The following is a 16,160-nucleotide window of genomic DNA, read 5'->3' as shown; positions in this document are numbered from 1 at the left end:
AACGCGATCAGGTGAGACCGCGCAACGAACCGTCCCGACAAGCAATGCCTCGCGGCTGAATTCTCCGCTTCTGGGGACATAACCTAATGCCCATGACCAGCGTCTCGGCAAACCTCGACACCACGTCCCGCGCCGACGAGTTCATCGCGCTAGACGAGCGCTACAGCGCGCACAACTACCACCCGCTCCCGGTCGTGATCGCCGAGGCATCCGGCGCCTGGGTGACCGATGTGGACGGACGTCGTTACCTGGACTTCCTGGCCGGGTACTCGGCGCTGAACTTCGGCCACCAGAACCCGGATCTGATCGCCGCGGCCACCGAGCAGCTCGGCCGGGTGACGCTGACCAGCCGCGCGTTCCACCACGACCAGCTGGGGCCGTTCTGCCAGGAGCTCGCCGAGCTGACCGGCACCGACCGGGTGCTGCCGATGAACTCCGGTGCCGAGGCCGTCGAGTCGGCGATCAAGCTCGCCCGCAAGTGGGCCTACCAGGTCAAGGGCGTGCCGGAGAACCGGGCGGAGATCATCGTGGCCGGCTCGAACTTCCACGGGCGCACCACGACCATCGTCTCGTTCTCCACCGACGAGGAGGCCCGCGCCGAGTTCGGACCGTACACCCCCGGCTTCGTGGTCACCCCCTACGGCGACGCCGACGCCGTCGAGGCCGCGATCACCGAGCGCACCGCGGCGATCCTGGTCGAGCCGATCCAGGGCGAGGCCGGCGTGGTCGTGCCGCCCGCCGACTACCTGCCGCGGTTGCGGCGGCTGTGCGACGAGCGCGGCGTGCTGCTGATCGCCGACGAGATCCAGTCCGGGCTCGCCCGCACCGGTGAGCTGCTGGCCAGCGCGCACGACGGGATCCGCGCCGACCTCTACACGCTCGGCAAGGCGCTCGGCGGGGGCATCCTGCCGGTGTCGGCGGTCGTCGGCAGCGACGAGGTGCTCGGCCTGCTGCAGCCCGGTCAGCACGGTTCGACCTTCGGCGGCAACCCGCTGGCCTGCGCGGTGGGCCGCGCGGTGATCCGTCTGCTGTCCACCGGCGAGTACCAGCAGCGCTCCCTGGAGCTCGGCGCGCACCTGCACCAGCGCCTCGGCGAACTGGTCGGGCGCGGGGTGTCCGCGACCCGCGGTCGCGGCCTGTGGGCCGGTGTGGAGATCGCCGAGGGCGGGCCGTCGGGCCGCGAGGCCAGCGAGGCGCTGGCCTCGCGCGGCGTGCTGTGCAAGCAGACCCAGGACACCACGCTGCGCATCGCCCCGCCGCTGACCATCAGCCGCGAGGACCTCGACGAGGGCGTCGACGCGATCGTCGACGTCCTCGGCAGCTGAGACCCGCCTGCTCCGACAGGAGAAGCCCCCGCGCAGGTGCGCGGGGGCTTCTCCTGTCCGGACCTACGACCGCGTCAGGTCGCGGGACAGCGCGGTGAGCCTGCTGATCGCGCGCAGGTACTTCTTGCGGTAGCCGCCCTGCAGCATCTCCTCGGTGAAGAGGGCGCTCAGCGGTTCGCCGCTGACCCGGACCGGGATCGCCCGGTCGTAGAGCCGGTCGGCCAGCGCGACCAGCCGCAGCGCCACGTCCTGGTCCGGGGCCGCGCGCACCCCGGAGAGGTGCACCGCGGTGATGTCGTCGACGAGCCGCCCGTACTTGGACGGGTGCAGACCGGCCAGGTAGCCGCACAGGGCGTCGAAGTCGTCGAAGGTGGAGCCGTCGGTGGCCTCCGCCAGCCTGGAGAGCTCCTCGTCGCTGGTCGGCGGCGGCGCCTCCGGCAGACCGCGGTGCCGGTAGTCCGGGCCGTCGACCCGCACCACGCCGAAGCGCTCGGACATCGCGTGGATCTCGCGCAGGAAGTCCACCGCGGCGAAGCGGCCCTCGCCGAGCTTGTCCGGCAGCGTGTTCGAGGTCGCCGCCACGTGCACGCCCGCGTCGGTGAGCTTGGCGATCAGCTGCGTGACCAGCATGGTGTCGCCCGGGTCGTCGAGCTCGAACTCGTCGATGGCCAGCAGCCGGTGCTCGGAGAGCCGCCGCACCGTCTCGGCGAAGCCCAGCGCGCCCACCAGGTTGGTGATCTCCACGAAGGTGCCGTAGGACTTGAGCCCCTCGGTGGCGTGCCACAGCGAGGCCAGCAGGTGCGTCTTGCCGACGCCGAACCCGCCGTCGAGGTAGAGCCCGCGCTTGCCCTCGGCCTGCTTCTTCTTGCCGCCGAAGATCCCGCGCAGCCACGACCCGCCCGCCGAGGCGGCGTTGACGCGCTCGACGAAGCCGGAGCAGTCGCGCACCGCCTGCGCCTGGCTCGGCTCGTCCGGGTTCGGGATGTAGGTCTCGAAGCGGGCGGACTCGAACCGGGGCGGCGGGGTCATCGCCTGGACCATCTCGTCCGGGGTGAGCTCAGGACGGCGGTCGACCAGACGGGCGAAATTCATGCGCCCGACTCTATAACCGCGGCCGGGCAGCGCAGGCCCACCCGCGGCGTGCTCCTGCTCACCCGCGCTCCATCATTGGCGGGTGGTCGACGAACTCTGGCCGGTGGACGGCGCACCGCGAACCGACGAACTGGAAGCCCACTACCGCTACCCGGAGGGCCTGCGACGCCCGTGGGTGCGGGCGAACATGATCTCCAGCCTGGACGGCGCGGTCAGCGTCGACGGCAGCTCCCGACCGATGTCGGGTCCCGCCGACCGCAAGGTGCTCTCGCTGATCCGCGACCTCTCCGACGTGGTGCTGGTCGGGCTGTCCACGGCGGTGGCCGAGGACTACCGCGGCATCCGGCGGACCCCGGCCCGCGCCGAGCGCCGCGACCGGCTCGGGCTGTCCCGGGTGCCACCGCTGGCGCTGGTGACCTCGACGGCCTCGCTGGCACCGGACAGCCCGTTGCTCACCGACACCGAAGTACCCCCGATCGTGCTCACTTGCGCCGCCGCGCCCGCCGCCGACCGCGACGCTCTGGCAGCGGCCGGCGCGGACGTGGTGATCGCGGGCGACGAACGGGTGGATCTGACCTCCGCGCTCGCCGAGCTCGACGCCCGCGGGCTGCGCCGCGTCGGCTGCGAAGGCGGTCCCAGGCTGCTCGGGGCGCTGCTCGACCAGGACTTGGTCGACGAGCTGTGCCTGACCCTCTCCCCCACCCTGACCAGCGGTGACGCCGGGCGGATCGCCACCTCGCCGGGAGCGGGAACGCCGCGCGGCATGCGCCTGGAATCGGTGCTGCACGCCGATTCGATGCTGCTGCTGCGCTACGGAAGAATGCGGGAGTGACGGCCGGGGCGGGAGTGGCCGTCGCACTCGAATGGTGACGCGCCCGCAGCTGGGACACCCTCGGGGCAGGTGCGGGCGGTCAGCGCGGCACCACACCGGAGGTTCGGCTCCGGCGCGAGCGGGAAGGAGCTCGATTTCCATGGCCCAGAACAGCGGCGCCACCACGGGTCAGTCGACCGGCGTCGGCCAGTCGACGAACACCGAGCAGCGCATCCCGGAGACGAGGTCCGGCGGCTCGCCCTCGCGGCTCGCCGACGAGACCTCCCAGGGCAAGACGACCATCGCCGCCGGGGTGGTGCAGAAGATCGCCGCCATCGCGGCCCGCGAGGTCTCCGGGGTGCACGCGATGGGCGGCGGCGTCTCGCGCGCCTTCGGCGCCCTGCGCGACCGGATTCCCGGCAGCGGAACGTCTTCCACCTCGGGCGTGCAGGTCGAGGTCGGCGAGAAGCAGGCCGCCGTGGACATCGACATCGTGGTCGAGTACGGGGCGTCGATCGTGGACCTGTCGCGCTCGGTGCGGCGCAACGTGATCACCGCCGTGGAGCGGATGTGCGGACTGGAGGTCACCGAGGTCAACATCGCGGTCAACGACATCCACTTCCCGGAGGACGACGACGAGTCCCGGCCCGTACAGTCCCGCGTGGAGTGATCAGCGAACCGCGTGGAGCGCCGATGTCGCAGCAGCCGAGCCCGCAGGAGGTCGCCGAGCAGGTGCTGGCGCACCCGTCGGTGGCCCGGCTGCACGGCGGCCGGTTCGGCGAGATCGCCTCGTACCTGCCCGGCGACAAGGTCGTCGGGGTGCGGCTGCCCGAGGACGCCCCCGCCGAGATCGGCGTGGCGCTGCGGATGGACCGGCCGCTGCAGGAGACCGCCGAGGAGCTGCGCGCGCAGCTGAGCGAGCAGCTCGGCCGCCCGGTGGACGTCGTCGTCTCCGACGTGGTCACCGACGACGAGAGCCACGAGTCCGATCGCGTGGAATGACTGGCCTGCACCGGCGGGAGGCGCATCATGGTGGACGTGCAGCACGACCGCGCGACGCGCGCCGAGATCCGGGCCTTCGTCCGGGCCAACCACCCGGACGTCGGAGGCGATCCGGAGGTCTTCGCCGCGGGCCTGGCCCGGCTGCGCGCCGGAGCTCCGCAGGAGGACCCGCGCTTCGACGCGCCGATCGTGGTCCGGCCCGGTGGCGCCCGCGGCGTGCTCTTCCGCTTCCGCACCTGGTGGTGGCGCCACCACCGCCCGCCCCGCGTCCGGTGACCGCCGGGCCGTTCCCCTTCCCTGGAGGCCTACGACGATGAACGGAACGCAGACCGGATTGCTCGCCGGGCTCATCCTCGGCACCGCCGGCGCGGTCGGCGGATTCTCCGGATTCCTGATCGCCCTGCTGGTCGGCGTGGTCGGCCTGGTGATCGGCCGGATCCTGGACGGGGAGCTGGAGATCGGCGACCTGCTCGGCCGCGGCAAGGACCGGCGATGACCACCACCGCCGAGGCCCCCGTCGAGCGGGCCTCCGGGCTCGCCGAACCCGAGGAGCGCGGCGAGCTGCACGTCAACCGCGCGGTGCTGCGCAAGATCGCCGCGCACGCGGCCGATGTGGACGCCGGGTGCGCGCGGGAGCGCCGCAAGCACGCGTCGACCGCGGAGATCAGCGGCCCGGAGGACGCCCTGCGGGTGCGGCTGAACGTCGCGCTGCGCTACCCGGCGCCGGTGCGCGATGCCGCTGCCTCGATCCGCACCCGGGTGGAGCAGGACCTCGCCCGGATCGCCGGCTGCGCGGTGCGCAGCGTCGACGTGAACGTGACCGGACTGATCCCGGCGGCCCCGGCGCCCCGGGTGGAGTGAGCGATGCGCCTGCTGATCCGACTCCTCGCCGCCCTGCTGGGCCTGGTACTCGCCGCGCTCGGGCTGCTGCTGGCCGTCGAGTGCGGCTGGGCGCTGGCCCGGCCCGCCGACGACGGGCTGATCATCGCGCCGGGCGCGGTGGTCTCCGCGCTCGGCGCGGTCACCTGGCAGGCCACCTCGGTTCGGCTGGTCGCGGGCGGGCTGCTCGCGCTCGGCCTCGTGCTGCTGGTCCTGACCGCCCGCTCGGGCAACAAGGAGGTCCGGCTGCACGATCCGGCGCCCGAGGTCACCGTGACCACCGACTCGCGATCGCTGGCCCGCCTGGTCGGTCACCAGGTCCGCGACCAGGACGGCGTCGCCGGGGCGACGGTGACCGCGGGGGGCAAGCGGGTGAAGGTCCGCGCCACGCCCCGCTACGCCCAGGCCGGGGACCTGCGCGACCGGCTGACCGCGACCGCCGAGCGGGCCGTGCACGACCTCCCGCTGCGCAGCACGCCGAAGGTGCTGGTGGCGGTGGGGAACCCGAAGGAGCGGCGATGAGCGAGGTGCAGCCCTCCCGCACCCCGTCCGGCCGCGGCGCCGGCTTCGAGCGCGGTGTCGTGGCTTTCCTGGCGCTGGTCGCGCTGGTGCTCGGAGCCGCCGCGCTGCTGGTGGGATCCGGCTGGCTCGGGGAGTTCCGCGCGCGGCGCCCGGTGGCCGATCCGCTCGCCGTGCAGTGGCTCCGGGACCACGCCTCGCTCGCGCTGTGGGTGGGGCTGGCCGCTGGCCTCGCGCTCTTCGTGCTCGGGCTGTGGTGGCTGGTCCGGGCGCTGCGCCCCGAGCAGCGTCCCGACCTGCGGCTGGAGCACGCCGACGCGGGAGACCTCAAGGTCACCGCCGGGGCGCTGACGGGCGCGGTGCGCGCCGACGCCGAGCGGGTGACCGGGGTGCAGCGGGCCCGGGTGCGGATGGCGGGCACCGACCGCGAACCCTCGCTGCGGCTGACGCTGTCCCTCGAAGAGGGCACCGACGTCCGGCACGTGTGGGAGGAGCTCGACCACAAGGTCCTCGCCCGCGCCCGCGAGGCGCTGGGCACCGAGACCTTGCCGACCGCGATCCGGTTGCGCCTGGACCGGGCGCCCAAGCAGCGGGTGCGCTGACGTGCTGCCGCTGGAGCCGCCGGTCGATCCCATGCTGGCCGCGCCGGTGCGGGCGGTTCCCCGCGAGCCGGGGATGCTGTTCGAGCCGAAGTGGGACGGGTTCCGCTGCCTGGTGTTCGCCGAGCCGGATCAGGTGCGGCTGCAGTCGCGCACCGGCAGGCCGCTGCAGCGCTACTTCCCCGAGGTGCTGGAAGCCGTTGCCGCGCAACTGGATCGACCCGCGGTGCTGGACGGGGAGCTGGTGGTCATCAGCAGCGACGAGCAGGGCGAGCGGCTCGACTGGGACCTGCTCAGCGAGCGGATCCACCCGGCCGACAGCAGGATTCGCGCCCTCGCGGAGCGCACCCCGGCCACCTTCATCGCCTTCGACCTGCTGGCCCTCGACGACCGCGACCTCACCGGCGCACCGCTGTCCGAGCGCCGGGAGCTGCTCGCCGGGCTCGGCCTCGAACGCGGCGGGCTGCGCACCACCCCGGTCACCGACGACCCGGTGCTCGCCGAGGAGTGGTACCGGGTGTTCGAGGGCGCCGGCCTGGACGGGATCATCGCGAAGCGCACGACCGATCCGTACGCGCCGGGCAAGCGCACCATGCGCAAGATCAAGCACTCGCGCACCGCCGACTGCGTGGTGGCCGGGCTTCGCTGGCACGCCAAGGCCGAACCGGGCACCGCGATCGGATCGCTGCTGCTGGGCCTGCACGACGAGCACGACGTGCTGCACCACGTCGGCGTGGTCGGGGCCTTCACCGCTGCGCGGCGGCGGGAGCTGGCCGCCGAGCTCGCCGAGCTGATCACCGACGGCGAGCACCCGTGGGTGGGCGCGCCCGAGGGCAGGCGACTGCCCGGATCGGTCAGCCGGTGGAGCAGCGGGGAGCAGTCGTGGGTCCCGCTGCGCCCGGAGCGGGTCGTGGAGGTCTCCTACGACCACACCGAGGGCGGGCACCCGGCGCGCTTCCGGCACACCACCCAGTTCGTCCGGTGGCGCCCCGACCGGGACCCGGAGTCCTGCCGCTACGACCAGCTCTTCGAACCGGCGCGCTACGACCTGGACGCGGTGCTCACCGGCGAGGCCGATCGCAGGGGTCGTTCGGACCGGTAATCTCCGCGGTGTGGCTGGACAACGCATCGCGGTGATCGGTTCGGGCGGCATCGGCGGCGTGCTGGCGGAGGCAGCGCACGCCGCGGGGCATCAGGTGACGATGTGCGTGCGCACCCCGTTCGAGAAGCTGACCGTGCAGACCCCGGACGGCACCGAGGACATCCCCGTGACCGTGGCGACCGACCCGAGCGAGCTCGGCGAGGTCGACTGGGCGCTGCTGACGACCAAGGTGCACGACGTGCCGGGCGCGGCGGGCTGGCTGCGCGAGCTCGACGACGGCCGCACTCCCCTGGTCGTGGTGCAGAACGGCGTCGAGCACCGCGAATCGGTCTCCCAGGTGAGCGGACCCGTGCTGCCCGCGCTGATCTACGTCGGCGCCGAGCGGGTCGAGCCCGGCCACGTGGTGCGCCGCTCCCCGGCGAGCGTGCAGGTGCCGCGGGGCGACCTCGGCGCGCGGTTCACCGCGCTGCTGGAGGGCAGCGGGGTGCGGATCCGGGAGACCGAGGACTTCCGCACCGCCGCGTGGCGCAAGATGCTCACCAACCTGGCGCCCAACCCGATCACGGCGCTGACCCTGCGCAGGCTCGACGTGCTCGCCGACCCCGACGTGCGCGAGCTCAGCGCCGGGGTGCTCACCGAGGCCATCGAGGTGGCGCGCGCCGAGGGCGCCGACCTCACCCAGGACGACGCCGAGCAGGTGCTCGGCGACTACGTCCGGAAGATGCCGCCGACCAACGGCACCTCGATGCTCTACGACCGGGTGGCGGGGTTGCCGATGGAGCACGAGCACATCACCGGTGTCCTGGTGCGCGCCGCCGAGCGTCACCACATCGACGTCCCGCTCAACCGCACCCTGCTCACCCTGCTGCGGGCCTGCCGTCCCGCGCGGCTGCCCGCTCCCTGAGGTCGCGGGACCCGCGCTCGCGTCAGTTGGCCGGCGGGTCGGTGGACTCCTCCGGTTTCCCGGTGGTGGTCACCGACCCGACCGAGGCGACGACCACGCAGCCGATCGCCATCCACTGCCAACCGGTGAGCAGCTCGTGCAGCACGATGAGGCCGGCCAGGGCCGCCACCGCCGGTTCGGTGCTCATCAGGATGCCGAACACGCGGGCGGGCATCCGGCGCAGGGCCTCCAGTTCGAGGCTGTAGGGGATGACCGAGGACATCAGGGCGACCACGAAGCCCGCCACCAGCACGGTCGGGTTCAGCAGCGCGGTGCCCGCCTCGGCGATGCCGATCGGGGTGGCCAGCAGCGCGCCGAAGGCCATCGCCAGCGCGAGGCCCGAACCTCCGGTGGTGCGGCTGCCCAGCTTGGCGCCCAGCAGGATGTAACCGGCCCAGCAGGCGCCGGCCGCGAGGGCGAACAGCACGCCGACCCAGTCCAGACCGCCTTCCACCCGGGACAGCAGGAACACGCCCATCCCGGCCAGCACCGCCCACACCACGTCGAGCTTGCGGCGGGATCCGAACAGCGCCACCGCCAGCGGGCCGAGGAACTCGATGGTCACCGCCGCGCCCAGCGGGATCCGCTCGAAGGACTGGTAGATGCAGGCGTTCATCCCGGCCAGCACCGCGCCGTAGCCCGCGATGACCCGCAGCGTCCGCCAGTCGGCGCGCAGCGCGGGCCGGTAGACCGCGAGCAGGATCAGCGCGGCGAACAGCAACCGCATCGCCACGACGCCGGACGCTCCGGCCTGGGCGAACAGCTGCTTGGCGAAGGCGGCACCCACCTGCACGCTGATCACGCCGACCATCACCATCAGCGGGGGCGGAACCGCTCCGAGCGCCGCGGCCGACAGCCGCCCACCACCCCGTCCGCGCGAGCCCGAAACCCCGGACCCCACCTGAGCGACCTGCACGTCTCCCCTTTCCGACTCGCGGCCCGGATGGGACCGCCAACACCCTCCTTAGCCACGCTATCGGTTCGTCCGGAGCGCCCCCAGGGGTCTCACCGGGGTCTCACGCCGATCATGCGATGCTGACCGCGACCACCGGGCCTTGTCGACGAGGAGAAACCGTGCCGCGCAACATCAAGCGGGTCGCGGCCCTGCTGCCGCTGCTGCTGCTGGTGGTCACCGGGTGCACGGCCGGGCCGTCGGACCGCCCCGCGGTCGCCTACCGCGACAGCGAGCAGCAGGTGGCGCCCGGCCCGAACCCGCCCGAACCGGCCCCCGTCCCGCCGCTGGGCGGACCCGCGGCCGACGCGCTGCACTGGGAGGACTGCACCCATCGGACCCGCGACGAGCTCGGCGGCGCACCGCCGGATCTGACGTTCTCCTGCGCGCGGCTGCTGACCACCCTCGACTCCCCGGAAGCTCCCGAGCGCGGCACCCAGCGCAACTCGCTCATCCGCATCGGCGACGGCACCCGCGTGCCGCTGGTGGTCCTCGGCGACGTCAACGGCGAACCCGGCACGGTCTTCGCCGCCCGGCTCGCCGTGCAGCTGCCGCCCGCGCTGCGCAACACCTTCGACATCATCGGCATGGACCGCCGCGGCACCGGCGAGTCCGATCCGGCCGACTGCATGAAGCCCCAGGACCGCGAGAGCATCGTCGGCTTCGACCCGCGCGCCACCGAGCGCCGGACGCTCGACCGGCTGCTGGACTCGGTGGTGTCGGCCAGCCAGGAGTGCTTGCTGACCCTCGACGAGCGGCTGCAGGCCTACGACTCCTGGCGGACGGCCTCCGACCTGGAGGAGCTGCGCCTGGAGCTGGGCGTGCCGAAGCTGCACCTGATCGGCCGCGGCGAGGCCTCCCGAGTGCTGACCACCTACGCCGAGCGCTACCCGAGCTCGGTCGGCCGGATGGTGCTCGACGGGGCTCCGGACCCGACCCGCGACGCGATCGGCAGGGCCGAGTCGCGAGCGCAGGCCGCCGAGCGGACCTTCGACGTCTTCGCCCAGCAGTGCACCTCCAACGGCTGCCCGCTGGGCCCGGATCCGCGGCGCGCGGTGCGCGACCTGGTCGAGCGCACCCGCGAGGAACCGCTACCCGCGCCGAGCGGTCCGGTGCCCGCCGGCCGCGTGGTGCGCGCGCTGCAGATCGGCCTGCGCGACCAGGACTCCTGGCCTCAGCTGGCCGAGGCGCTGGCCGCCGGCGCGCGCGGGGACGGGACTGGGCTGGCCGAGCTCAGCGCCCCGCTGCTCGCGCCGCAGGGCCAGAACCCGCCCTGGCTGGACGGCGACGTGATCACCACCTGCAACGACACCACGCTGCGGGTGCCGCCGCAGCGCAGCGGCCAGCTGGCCGCGGACTGGGTCAAGCGGTTCCCGCTGTTCGGGGGCGTCGCGGCGCAGCGGATCGTGTGGTGCGGCTCCTGGCCGGTGCCGCAGCGCCCGCTGCCGGTGCCGCGGCGCGGGGACCTGCCGCCGATCCCGGTCATCACCACCGCGCACGACCCGCAGGAGCTCGCGCTGAGCACCGATCACATGGCCCAGCAGCTGCCCACCGGGGTCCAGGTGCGCTGGCAGGGCGCCGGGCACGGAGCGCTGGGGCGCTCGACGTGCGTCACCGAGGCGATCACCCGGTACGCGGTCCAGGGCGCGGTGCCCACCGAGGGCATGGTCTGCCCAGCGTGATCCCGCAGCACGCCGGGCAGACCACCGCCGCTCAGCCGCAGCTCGAGCAGCAGCCGCAGGACGGGCCGGTGCAGCTGGCGCAGCAGTTGCACCCACCGGCCCGAGGGACCTGCTCTTCGGAGCGGACCATCCTGGCCTCCCATCATCGTGGAATCCAGCAGCCCCGATGGTCCTCGCAGATCATCCGGCGCGGACACCGCTGGCCGAGCGAAAGCGGGTCGCTCGACCAGCCGAACGGATGTGCCGCTGCCCGCTGCGATCGGTAACCACCGCCGCGCGGCACCAGCTCATTCGGCGTACGCGCAACCCGTGGCGTACCCGTGGCCGTACGGGTCGCAGGGCGGCTGCTGGGCGGCCGAGCTCGCCGCGCTGCCCGCGATGCCCAGCACGCCGAGGACCAGGAACGCGATCAGCAGCGCCCGGCCCCCGGACGACATCGTCAGCGGGCGGGTTCCGTAGGACACGCGAGGCGGCTTCGGTTCGGCGGCCTCGTCGCCGAACAGCTTCTTCGGGTAGGACCCGGTCAGCAGGAGCACGTAGGCGTTGGTGCGGAAGTTGTAGCGCAGCGCCGCGGCGGACGCGTCGAAGATCGGGCGCGGGGTGCGCCCCGCGACCAGCACGATCAGCCAGATGAAGAAGGCCAGCACCGACCAGCCCGCCATCACCAGGCCGGAGACGATCGCGGCCGGGATGAGCAGGACGAACCGGAACAGCACGGCCAGCCGGTTGAGCCGTCCCGGGTGGAACTCGGTGCGCAGGGCCTCGTCCGGACCCGAGATCACGAACGTCGGGTAGGTGTCGATCAGCAGCATGCTCGACGCGCTGACCCTGGTCGAGTAATCGACGTAGAGCGCCAGGAAGCCGGAGATCCACTCCGGCAGCCTGCCCAGGAACAACGCCGCCCACCAGCCGATGAACACCACCACGTTCGCCGCGATGCCCAGCGCCCACACCACGACGAAGTGCGGGATCAGCAGCAGCGCCCGCAGCAGGACGGTCCACCGGCGCTGCCGCTCGGGCACCGCGATCATCATCTCCGGCAGGAAGCGCCCCGGCTCGACCTGATCCGTCATCCGCCCTCCTCCAGCACCAAGGTCATCCGACCATAGCCTGACCTGGGAGTTCGGGCAGGACGTGCGCGGCACCGGACCGCGGGCAGCTAGGCTGGGGCGATGCAGCGCGGCGAACCGGAGGAAACCGATCGCTTCGGCGACCTCGAGGACCTCGACCACGACGATCCGGAGGTCCGGGCCTTCGCCGAGCACCGCGCGCGCATGGCGCGCACCGGTTCCAAGGCCACCGTCGAGGGCATGCTGCGCGGGGTCGACGACTTCGCGCAGAGCGCCAACCGCACCGGCGGGCACCGCAGGCTCCTGGCGGTGATCGTGGTGGTGCTGATCCTCTTCGGCGTGCTGTTCACGATCTGGAACGCGGTGGTGTTCGTGCTCGACACGTTCCTGGGCTGAGTGGCCTGCGACTCGATCGGCGCGGCCGGGCGTCGCACTCGATCTCCCGCCGGATTAGCGTGGAGGCATGGATCCGGTCGCTGACACACCGAAGGTCACCAGGAGCGAGCAGGAGTGGAAGGAGCAGCTCACCGCCGAGGAGTACGCGGTGCTGCGCCAAGCCGCCACCGAGCGGCCGTGGACGGGCGAGTACGTCGACACCAAGACCACCGGTGTCTACGAGTGCCGCGGTTGCGGGGCCGAGCTGTTCCGCAGCGAGACCAAGTTCGAGTCGCACTGCGGCTGGCCGTCGTTCTACGACCCGGCCGACAGCGATGCGGTGATCCTCCGCCAGGACCGCTCCATGGGCATGACCCGCACCGAGGTGCTGTGCGCCGCGTGCCACGGCCACCTCGGCCACGTCTTCGAGGGCGAGGGCTACCCGACGCCCACCGACCAGCGCTACTGCATCAACTCCGTCGCGGTCCGCCTGATCCCGGCGGAGAGCTGAGCGACGGCGATCCGGCCGGGGACCCCGCGCTGCGAGATCCCCGGCCGGACGACCTCGGTCAGGGCAGCCGGTTGACGAGCTCGGCGACCTCGACGCGGTGGCCGGTGTAGAAGGGGGTCTCCTCGCGCACGTGCAGGCGGGCCTCGGTGCCGCGCATGCGCCACATCAGGTCCACGACGCGGTGCAGCTCGTCGGCCTCGAAGGCCAGCACCCACTCGTAGTCCCCCAGCCCGAAGGACGCGACCGTGTTGGCGCGCACGTCCGGGAAGTCCCGGGCCGCCTTCCCGTGGTCGGCCAGCATCTGGCGGCGGTCCTCGTCCGGCAGCAGGTACCACTCGTAGGACCGCACGAAGGGGTACACGCAGATGTACTTCTTCGGCTCCTCACCGGCCATGAACGCCGGGATGTGCGACTTGTTGAACTCCGCGGGGCGGTGCAGCGCGGTGTTGCTCCACACCGGTTCCGAGCACTGGCCGAGCGGGGTCTCGCGGCGGAAGCCGGTGTAGGCGGCCTGCACCGCCTCGACCGCCTCGGCGTGCCACCAGATCATGTAGTCGGCGTCGGCGCGCAGACCGGAGACGTCGTAGACGCCCCGCACGGTCACGCCCGCATCGGCCAGCGAGTCCAGGTACTCCTGGGTCGCCTGCGCGGCCTTGTCCCGGTCCTCGGGCAGGGTTCCCTGCTCGATCCGGAAGACCGACCACGTGGTGTAGCGGATGGTGTTGTTGAGCTCGTCGTAGTTCAGCCGCGCCATGGCCCTATCGTCCCACCTCACGGCCACCGGCCCGCAGCAGGCCCCGGGTGATCCCGGTCGCCGCGGCCTCGCCGGTGGCCACGCACGCGGGCACGCCGACGCCGTGCAGCGCGGCTCCCGCGATCGCCAGACCGGGCACCTCGGCCACCGCCCGCTCGACCTCGTCGACCAGCGCCAGGTGGTCGACCCCGTACTGGGGCAGCCCCCCGCCCCAGCGCAGCACCGCCGAATCCACCGGCTCGGCGGTGATCCCGGTCAGCTCGGCCAGGTCGGCCCGCACGTCGGCCAGCAGGTCGGCGTCCTCGCGCTGCAGCTCGGCGACCTCGCCGAAGCGGCCCACCGAACCGCGCACCAGGACCTCGCCGTTCGCGCCGCGCAGGTGCGACCACTTGTTGCTGGAGTAGGTGAACGCCTTGGCGGTGAACGGCGTGCCGTCGGCGCGCCGCTCGCCGCGGGCGATCAGCGTGCCCGAGGCCGCGACGCCGTCGTGCGCGGGAAGCGGCGTGCCGGGCGGGAAGGCCAGGCCGATCACCGCCATCGAGGCCAGCTCCACCTCGGCCAGCCGAGCCGAGGCCGCGGGCACCGGATCGGCCAGCAGGCGCCGCGCCGCCGGGGCCGGCACGGCCAGCACCACGGCATCGGCTTCGAGGTGCTCCGGAGCGGGCGCGGAACCGATCTCCAACCGCCAGCCCGATCCGGTGCGGGCCAGCGCGCGCACCGGCAGGCCCAGCCGCGCCTGCGCGTCGGCGGCCAGCAGCAGCCGGTCGATCAGTTCGCGGTAGCCGCCCCGGAACGCGCCGAAGACCGGTTTCGGCGAGGTGTTGCGGGCCGGCGGGGCGGGCAGCGCCGAGCGGACCGCCTCGGCGATCGAGGGAGCGCCCGCGTCGAGCGCGGCGGCCAGCGCGGGGATCGTCGCGCGCAGCCCGAGGCGGTTGGCGTCGCCCGCGTAGACCCCGCCGAGCAGCGGCTCCACCAGCCGGTCGACGACCTCGTCGCCGACCCGCTCGCGCAGCAGCCCGCCCACCGAGGCGTCCGCGCCGCCGAGGTCGATCGGCGGCAGGTCGGCCTCGGAGCGCACCGCGGCCACCCCGTCCGCGGAGAGCACCTCGGCCACCGAGTCCGCCTCGGCCGGCACGCCCATCACGGTGCCGCCGGGCAGGTGCCGGGTGCGCCCGCCGGCGCGCACCGTGGCCCTCGCATCGGCCGGGTGCACCACCTCGGTCTCCACGCCCAGCTCCTCGGCCAGCCGCAGCACCTCGGGACGTCGGGCCAGGAACGCCTCGGCGCCCAGGTCGTAGGGGGTACCGGCCAGCTCGACCGTGCGCAGCTTGCCGCCGAGCCTGCCGGTCTGCTCCAGCAGCACGATCTCGGCGTCCGGGCCGAGCTCGGTGCGCAGCCGGTGCGCGGCGGACAGGCCCGCGATGCCGCCACCGACGACGGCGACGCGGGGGGCCATCAGCGCTGCGCGGACGCGGTGTGCACCAGCTCCACGATCCGGGTCAGCACCTCCGGGTCGGTGGACGGCAGGACGCCGTGCCCGAGGTTGAAGATGTGCCCGCCCGCCTGGCGGCCCTCCTCCAGGATGCGGTGCACCTCGCGCTCGACGGCGTCCCAGCCGGCGAACAGCACCGCCGGGTCCAGGTTGCCCTGCACCACCGGGGCCGGGCCCGCGGGCTCGGCGGCCCGCAACCGCAGGGCGGCCTCGTCCAGGCCCACGCGCCAGTCCACGCCGACCACGTCGGCGCCCGCGGTGCGCAGGGTGCCCAGCAGCTCGCCGGTGCCCACGCCGAAGTGGATCTTCGGCACGTCGGAGACCTCGGCGATGCCCTCGAAGATGCGGCGGCTGTGCGGCAGCACGAACTCGCGGTAGTCGCGCAGCGAGAGCGCACCGGCCCAGGAGTCGAACAGCTGCACCGCGTCGACGCCCGCGCGCAGCTGCACCCGCAGGAACTCCAGCGTGGTGTCGGCGAGCTTCTCCAGCAGCGCGTGCCAGGTCTGCGGGTCGGAGTGCATCAGCGCCTTGGTGCGCTCGTGGTTGCGGCTCGGACCGCCCTCGACCAGGTAGGAGGCCAGGGTGAACGGAGCACCGGCGAAGCCGATCAGCGGGGTCTCGCCCAGCTCGCGGATCAGCAGCCCGATGGTGTCGGCCACCGGGGTGACCTGCCCGGGGTCCAGCGCGGGCAGCGCGGCCACGTCGGACGCATCGCCGACCGGGTTGGACACCACCGGCCCGGTGCCCGGGACGATGTCCAGGCCGATCCCGGCGGCGTAGAGCGGCAGCACGATGTCGCTGAACAGGATCGCAGCGTCCACGCCGTGCCTGCGCACCGGCTGCATGGTGATCTCGCTGGCCAGGTCGGGCGTCAGGCAGGCCTCCAGCATCGGGATGCCCTCGCGCAGCGACCGGTACTCGGGCAACGACCGCCCGGCCTGCCGCATGAACCAGACGGGGGTGTGGCTGGGCCTGCCGCCGCGAGCGGCGACGAGCAGAGGAGCGTCGGCGAGGTCCCGTCGGGCCGAGACCGGAGCGGAGTTCGTCATGGG

General features: G+C 73.4%; 20 protein-coding genes. 14 read left to right on the top strand and 6 right to left on the bottom strand.

Annotated features, from left to right (window positions below):
• Positions 1-86 precede the first annotated feature (86 nt).
• Positions 87-1,325 (top strand): ornithine--oxo-acid transaminase, encoded by a 1,239-nt coding sequence (gene rocD, locus ACFQRI_RS23100; RefSeq protein WP_380671970.1) that lies wholly within the window; start codon positions 87-89, stop codon positions 1,323-1,325.
• 63 nt (positions 1,326-1,388) lie between these two features.
• Here the strand turns inward: rocD and zapE are convergent, their stop codons facing one another.
• On the bottom strand, positions 1,389-2,417 hold the full coding sequence (gene zapE, locus ACFQRI_RS23095) for a cell division protein ZapE (RefSeq protein WP_380671969.1): 1,029 nt from the start codon (positions 2,415-2,417) through the stop codon (positions 1,389-1,391).
• Positions 2,418-2,499: 82 nt separating this feature from the next.
• Between zapE and ACFQRI_RS23090 the strand changes: the two genes are divergently transcribed.
• The 10 genes from ACFQRI_RS23090 to ACFQRI_RS23045 all read left to right on the top strand — a co-directional run bounded on the left by ACFQRI_RS23090 (position 2,500) and on the right by ACFQRI_RS23045 (position 8,233).
• Positions 2,500-3,249: a pyrimidine reductase family protein gene (locus ACFQRI_RS23090; protein WP_380671968.1), complete on the top strand. Its 750-nt coding sequence runs from the start codon at positions 2,500-2,502 to the stop codon at positions 3,247-3,249.
• A 139-nt stretch (positions 3,250-3,388) separates the two neighbouring features.
• Positions 3,389-3,898: an Asp23/Gls24 family envelope stress response protein gene (locus ACFQRI_RS23085; RefSeq protein ID WP_380671967.1), complete on the top strand. Its 510-nt coding sequence runs from the start codon at positions 3,389-3,391 to the stop codon at positions 3,896-3,898.
• Between the two features lie 23 nt (positions 3,899-3,921).
• A complete protein-coding gene (locus ACFQRI_RS23080; RefSeq protein WP_380671966.1) occupies positions 3,922-4,230 on the top strand; it encodes a hypothetical protein in 309 nt (102 codons plus the stop codon).
• Between the two features lie 27 nt (positions 4,231-4,257).
• A complete protein-coding gene (locus tag ACFQRI_RS23075) occupies positions 4,258-4,506 on the top strand; it encodes a hypothetical protein (protein WP_380671965.1) in 249 nt (82 codons plus the stop codon).
• 37 nt (positions 4,507-4,543) lie between these two features.
• Positions 4,544-4,726 carry a hypothetical protein gene (locus ACFQRI_RS23070; RefSeq protein ID WP_380671964.1) on the top strand — a complete coding sequence of 61 codons (183 nt, stop codon included), beginning with the start codon at positions 4,544-4,546 and terminating at the stop codon, positions 4,724-4,726.
• On the top strand, positions 4,723-5,091 hold the full coding sequence (locus ACFQRI_RS23065) for an Asp23/Gls24 family envelope stress response protein (protein WP_380671963.1): 369 nt from the start codon (positions 4,723-4,725) through the stop codon (positions 5,089-5,091). Before ACFQRI_RS23070 ends, ACFQRI_RS23065 begins: the two co-directional genes overlap by 4 nt.
• A 3-nt stretch (positions 5,092-5,094) precedes the next feature.
• Positions 5,095-5,631, top strand: coding sequence for a DUF6286 domain-containing protein (locus ACFQRI_RS23060; protein WP_380671962.1), 537 nt, complete (start codon positions 5,095-5,097; stop codon positions 5,629-5,631).
• On the top strand, positions 5,628-6,230 hold the full coding sequence (amaP, locus tag ACFQRI_RS23055; RefSeq protein WP_380671961.1) for an alkaline shock response membrane anchor protein AmaP: 603 nt from the start codon (positions 5,628-5,630) through the stop codon (positions 6,228-6,230). The genes ACFQRI_RS23060 and amaP overlap by 4 nt, the downstream gene beginning before the upstream one ends.
• Position 6,231: 1 nt before the next feature.
• Positions 6,232-7,329: an ATP-dependent DNA ligase gene (locus ACFQRI_RS23050; protein ID WP_380671960.1), complete on the top strand. Its 1,098-nt coding sequence runs from the start codon at positions 6,232-6,234 to the stop codon at positions 7,327-7,329.
• 10 nt (positions 7,330-7,339) lie between these two features.
• The gene (locus ACFQRI_RS23045; RefSeq protein ID WP_380671959.1) at positions 7,340-8,233 is read left to right on the top strand and encodes a 2-dehydropantoate 2-reductase; all 894 of its coding nucleotides are present in this window, start codon (positions 7,340-7,342) and stop codon (positions 8,231-8,233) included.
• Between the two features lie 22 nt (positions 8,234-8,255).
• On the opposite strand, the gene ACFQRI_RS23040 is transcribed toward ACFQRI_RS23045, so the two are convergent.
• Positions 8,256-9,188 (bottom strand): EamA family transporter, encoded by a 933-nt coding sequence (locus ACFQRI_RS23040; protein ID WP_380671958.1) that lies wholly within the window; start codon positions 9,186-9,188, stop codon positions 8,256-8,258.
• A gap of 158 nt (positions 9,189-9,346) precedes the next feature.
• Here ACFQRI_RS23040 and ACFQRI_RS23035 point away from each other — a divergent pair, with 158 nt between their 5' ends.
• On the top strand, positions 9,347-10,906 hold the full coding sequence (locus ACFQRI_RS23035; RefSeq protein ID WP_380671957.1) for an alpha/beta fold hydrolase: 1,560 nt from the start codon (positions 9,347-9,349) through the stop codon (positions 10,904-10,906).
• Positions 10,907-11,193: 287 nt separating this feature from the next.
• Here ACFQRI_RS23035 and ACFQRI_RS23030 read toward each other — a convergent pair whose 3' ends face one another.
• Positions 11,194-11,979, bottom strand: coding sequence for a DUF4389 domain-containing protein (locus ACFQRI_RS23030; RefSeq protein WP_380671956.1), 786 nt, complete (start codon positions 11,977-11,979; stop codon positions 11,194-11,196).
• Between the two features lie 99 nt (positions 11,980-12,078).
• Between ACFQRI_RS23030 and ACFQRI_RS23025 the strand changes: the two genes are divergently transcribed.
• Positions 12,079-12,372: a hypothetical protein gene (locus ACFQRI_RS23025; protein ID WP_380671955.1), complete on the top strand. Its 294-nt coding sequence runs from the start codon at positions 12,079-12,081 to the stop codon at positions 12,370-12,372.
• Between the two features lie 67 nt (positions 12,373-12,439).
• Positions 12,440-12,862, top strand: a complete 423-nt coding sequence (msrB, locus tag ACFQRI_RS23020; protein ID WP_380671953.1) for a peptide-methionine (R)-S-oxide reductase MsrB — start codon at positions 12,440-12,442, stop codon at positions 12,860-12,862.
• A 58-nt stretch (positions 12,863-12,920) separates the two neighbouring features.
• On the opposite strand, the gene hemQ is transcribed toward msrB, so the two are convergent.
• Genes hemQ through hemE form a run of 3 tightly spaced genes read right to left on the bottom strand, consistent with a single transcriptional unit; the run spans position 12,921 to position 16,157 of the window.
• Positions 12,921-13,616: a hydrogen peroxide-dependent heme synthase gene (gene hemQ, locus ACFQRI_RS23015; protein WP_380671951.1), complete on the bottom strand. Its 696-nt coding sequence runs from the start codon at positions 13,614-13,616 to the stop codon at positions 12,921-12,923.
• 4 nt (positions 13,617-13,620) lie between these two features.
• Complete coding sequence (hemG, locus tag ACFQRI_RS23010; RefSeq protein WP_380671949.1) at positions 13,621-15,072, bottom strand: protoporphyrinogen oxidase; 1,452 nt, start codon at positions 15,070-15,072, stop codon at positions 13,621-13,623.
• Positions 15,072-16,157: a uroporphyrinogen decarboxylase gene (hemE, locus tag ACFQRI_RS23005; protein WP_380671947.1), complete on the bottom strand. Its 1,086-nt coding sequence runs from the start codon at positions 16,155-16,157 to the stop codon at positions 15,072-15,074. The genes hemG and hemE overlap by 1 nt, the downstream gene beginning before the upstream one ends.
• Positions 16,158-16,160 lie beyond the last annotated feature (3 nt).

Source organism: Saccharopolyspora griseoalba (genome assembly GCF_042665275.1).
Lineage (GTDB): Bacteria > Actinomycetota > Actinomycetes > Mycobacteriales > Pseudonocardiaceae > Saccharopolyspora > Saccharopolyspora griseoalba.
The sequence above is the reverse complement of the archived record's forward strand: the minus strand, read 5'-3'. Positions and strand labels throughout refer to the sequence as shown.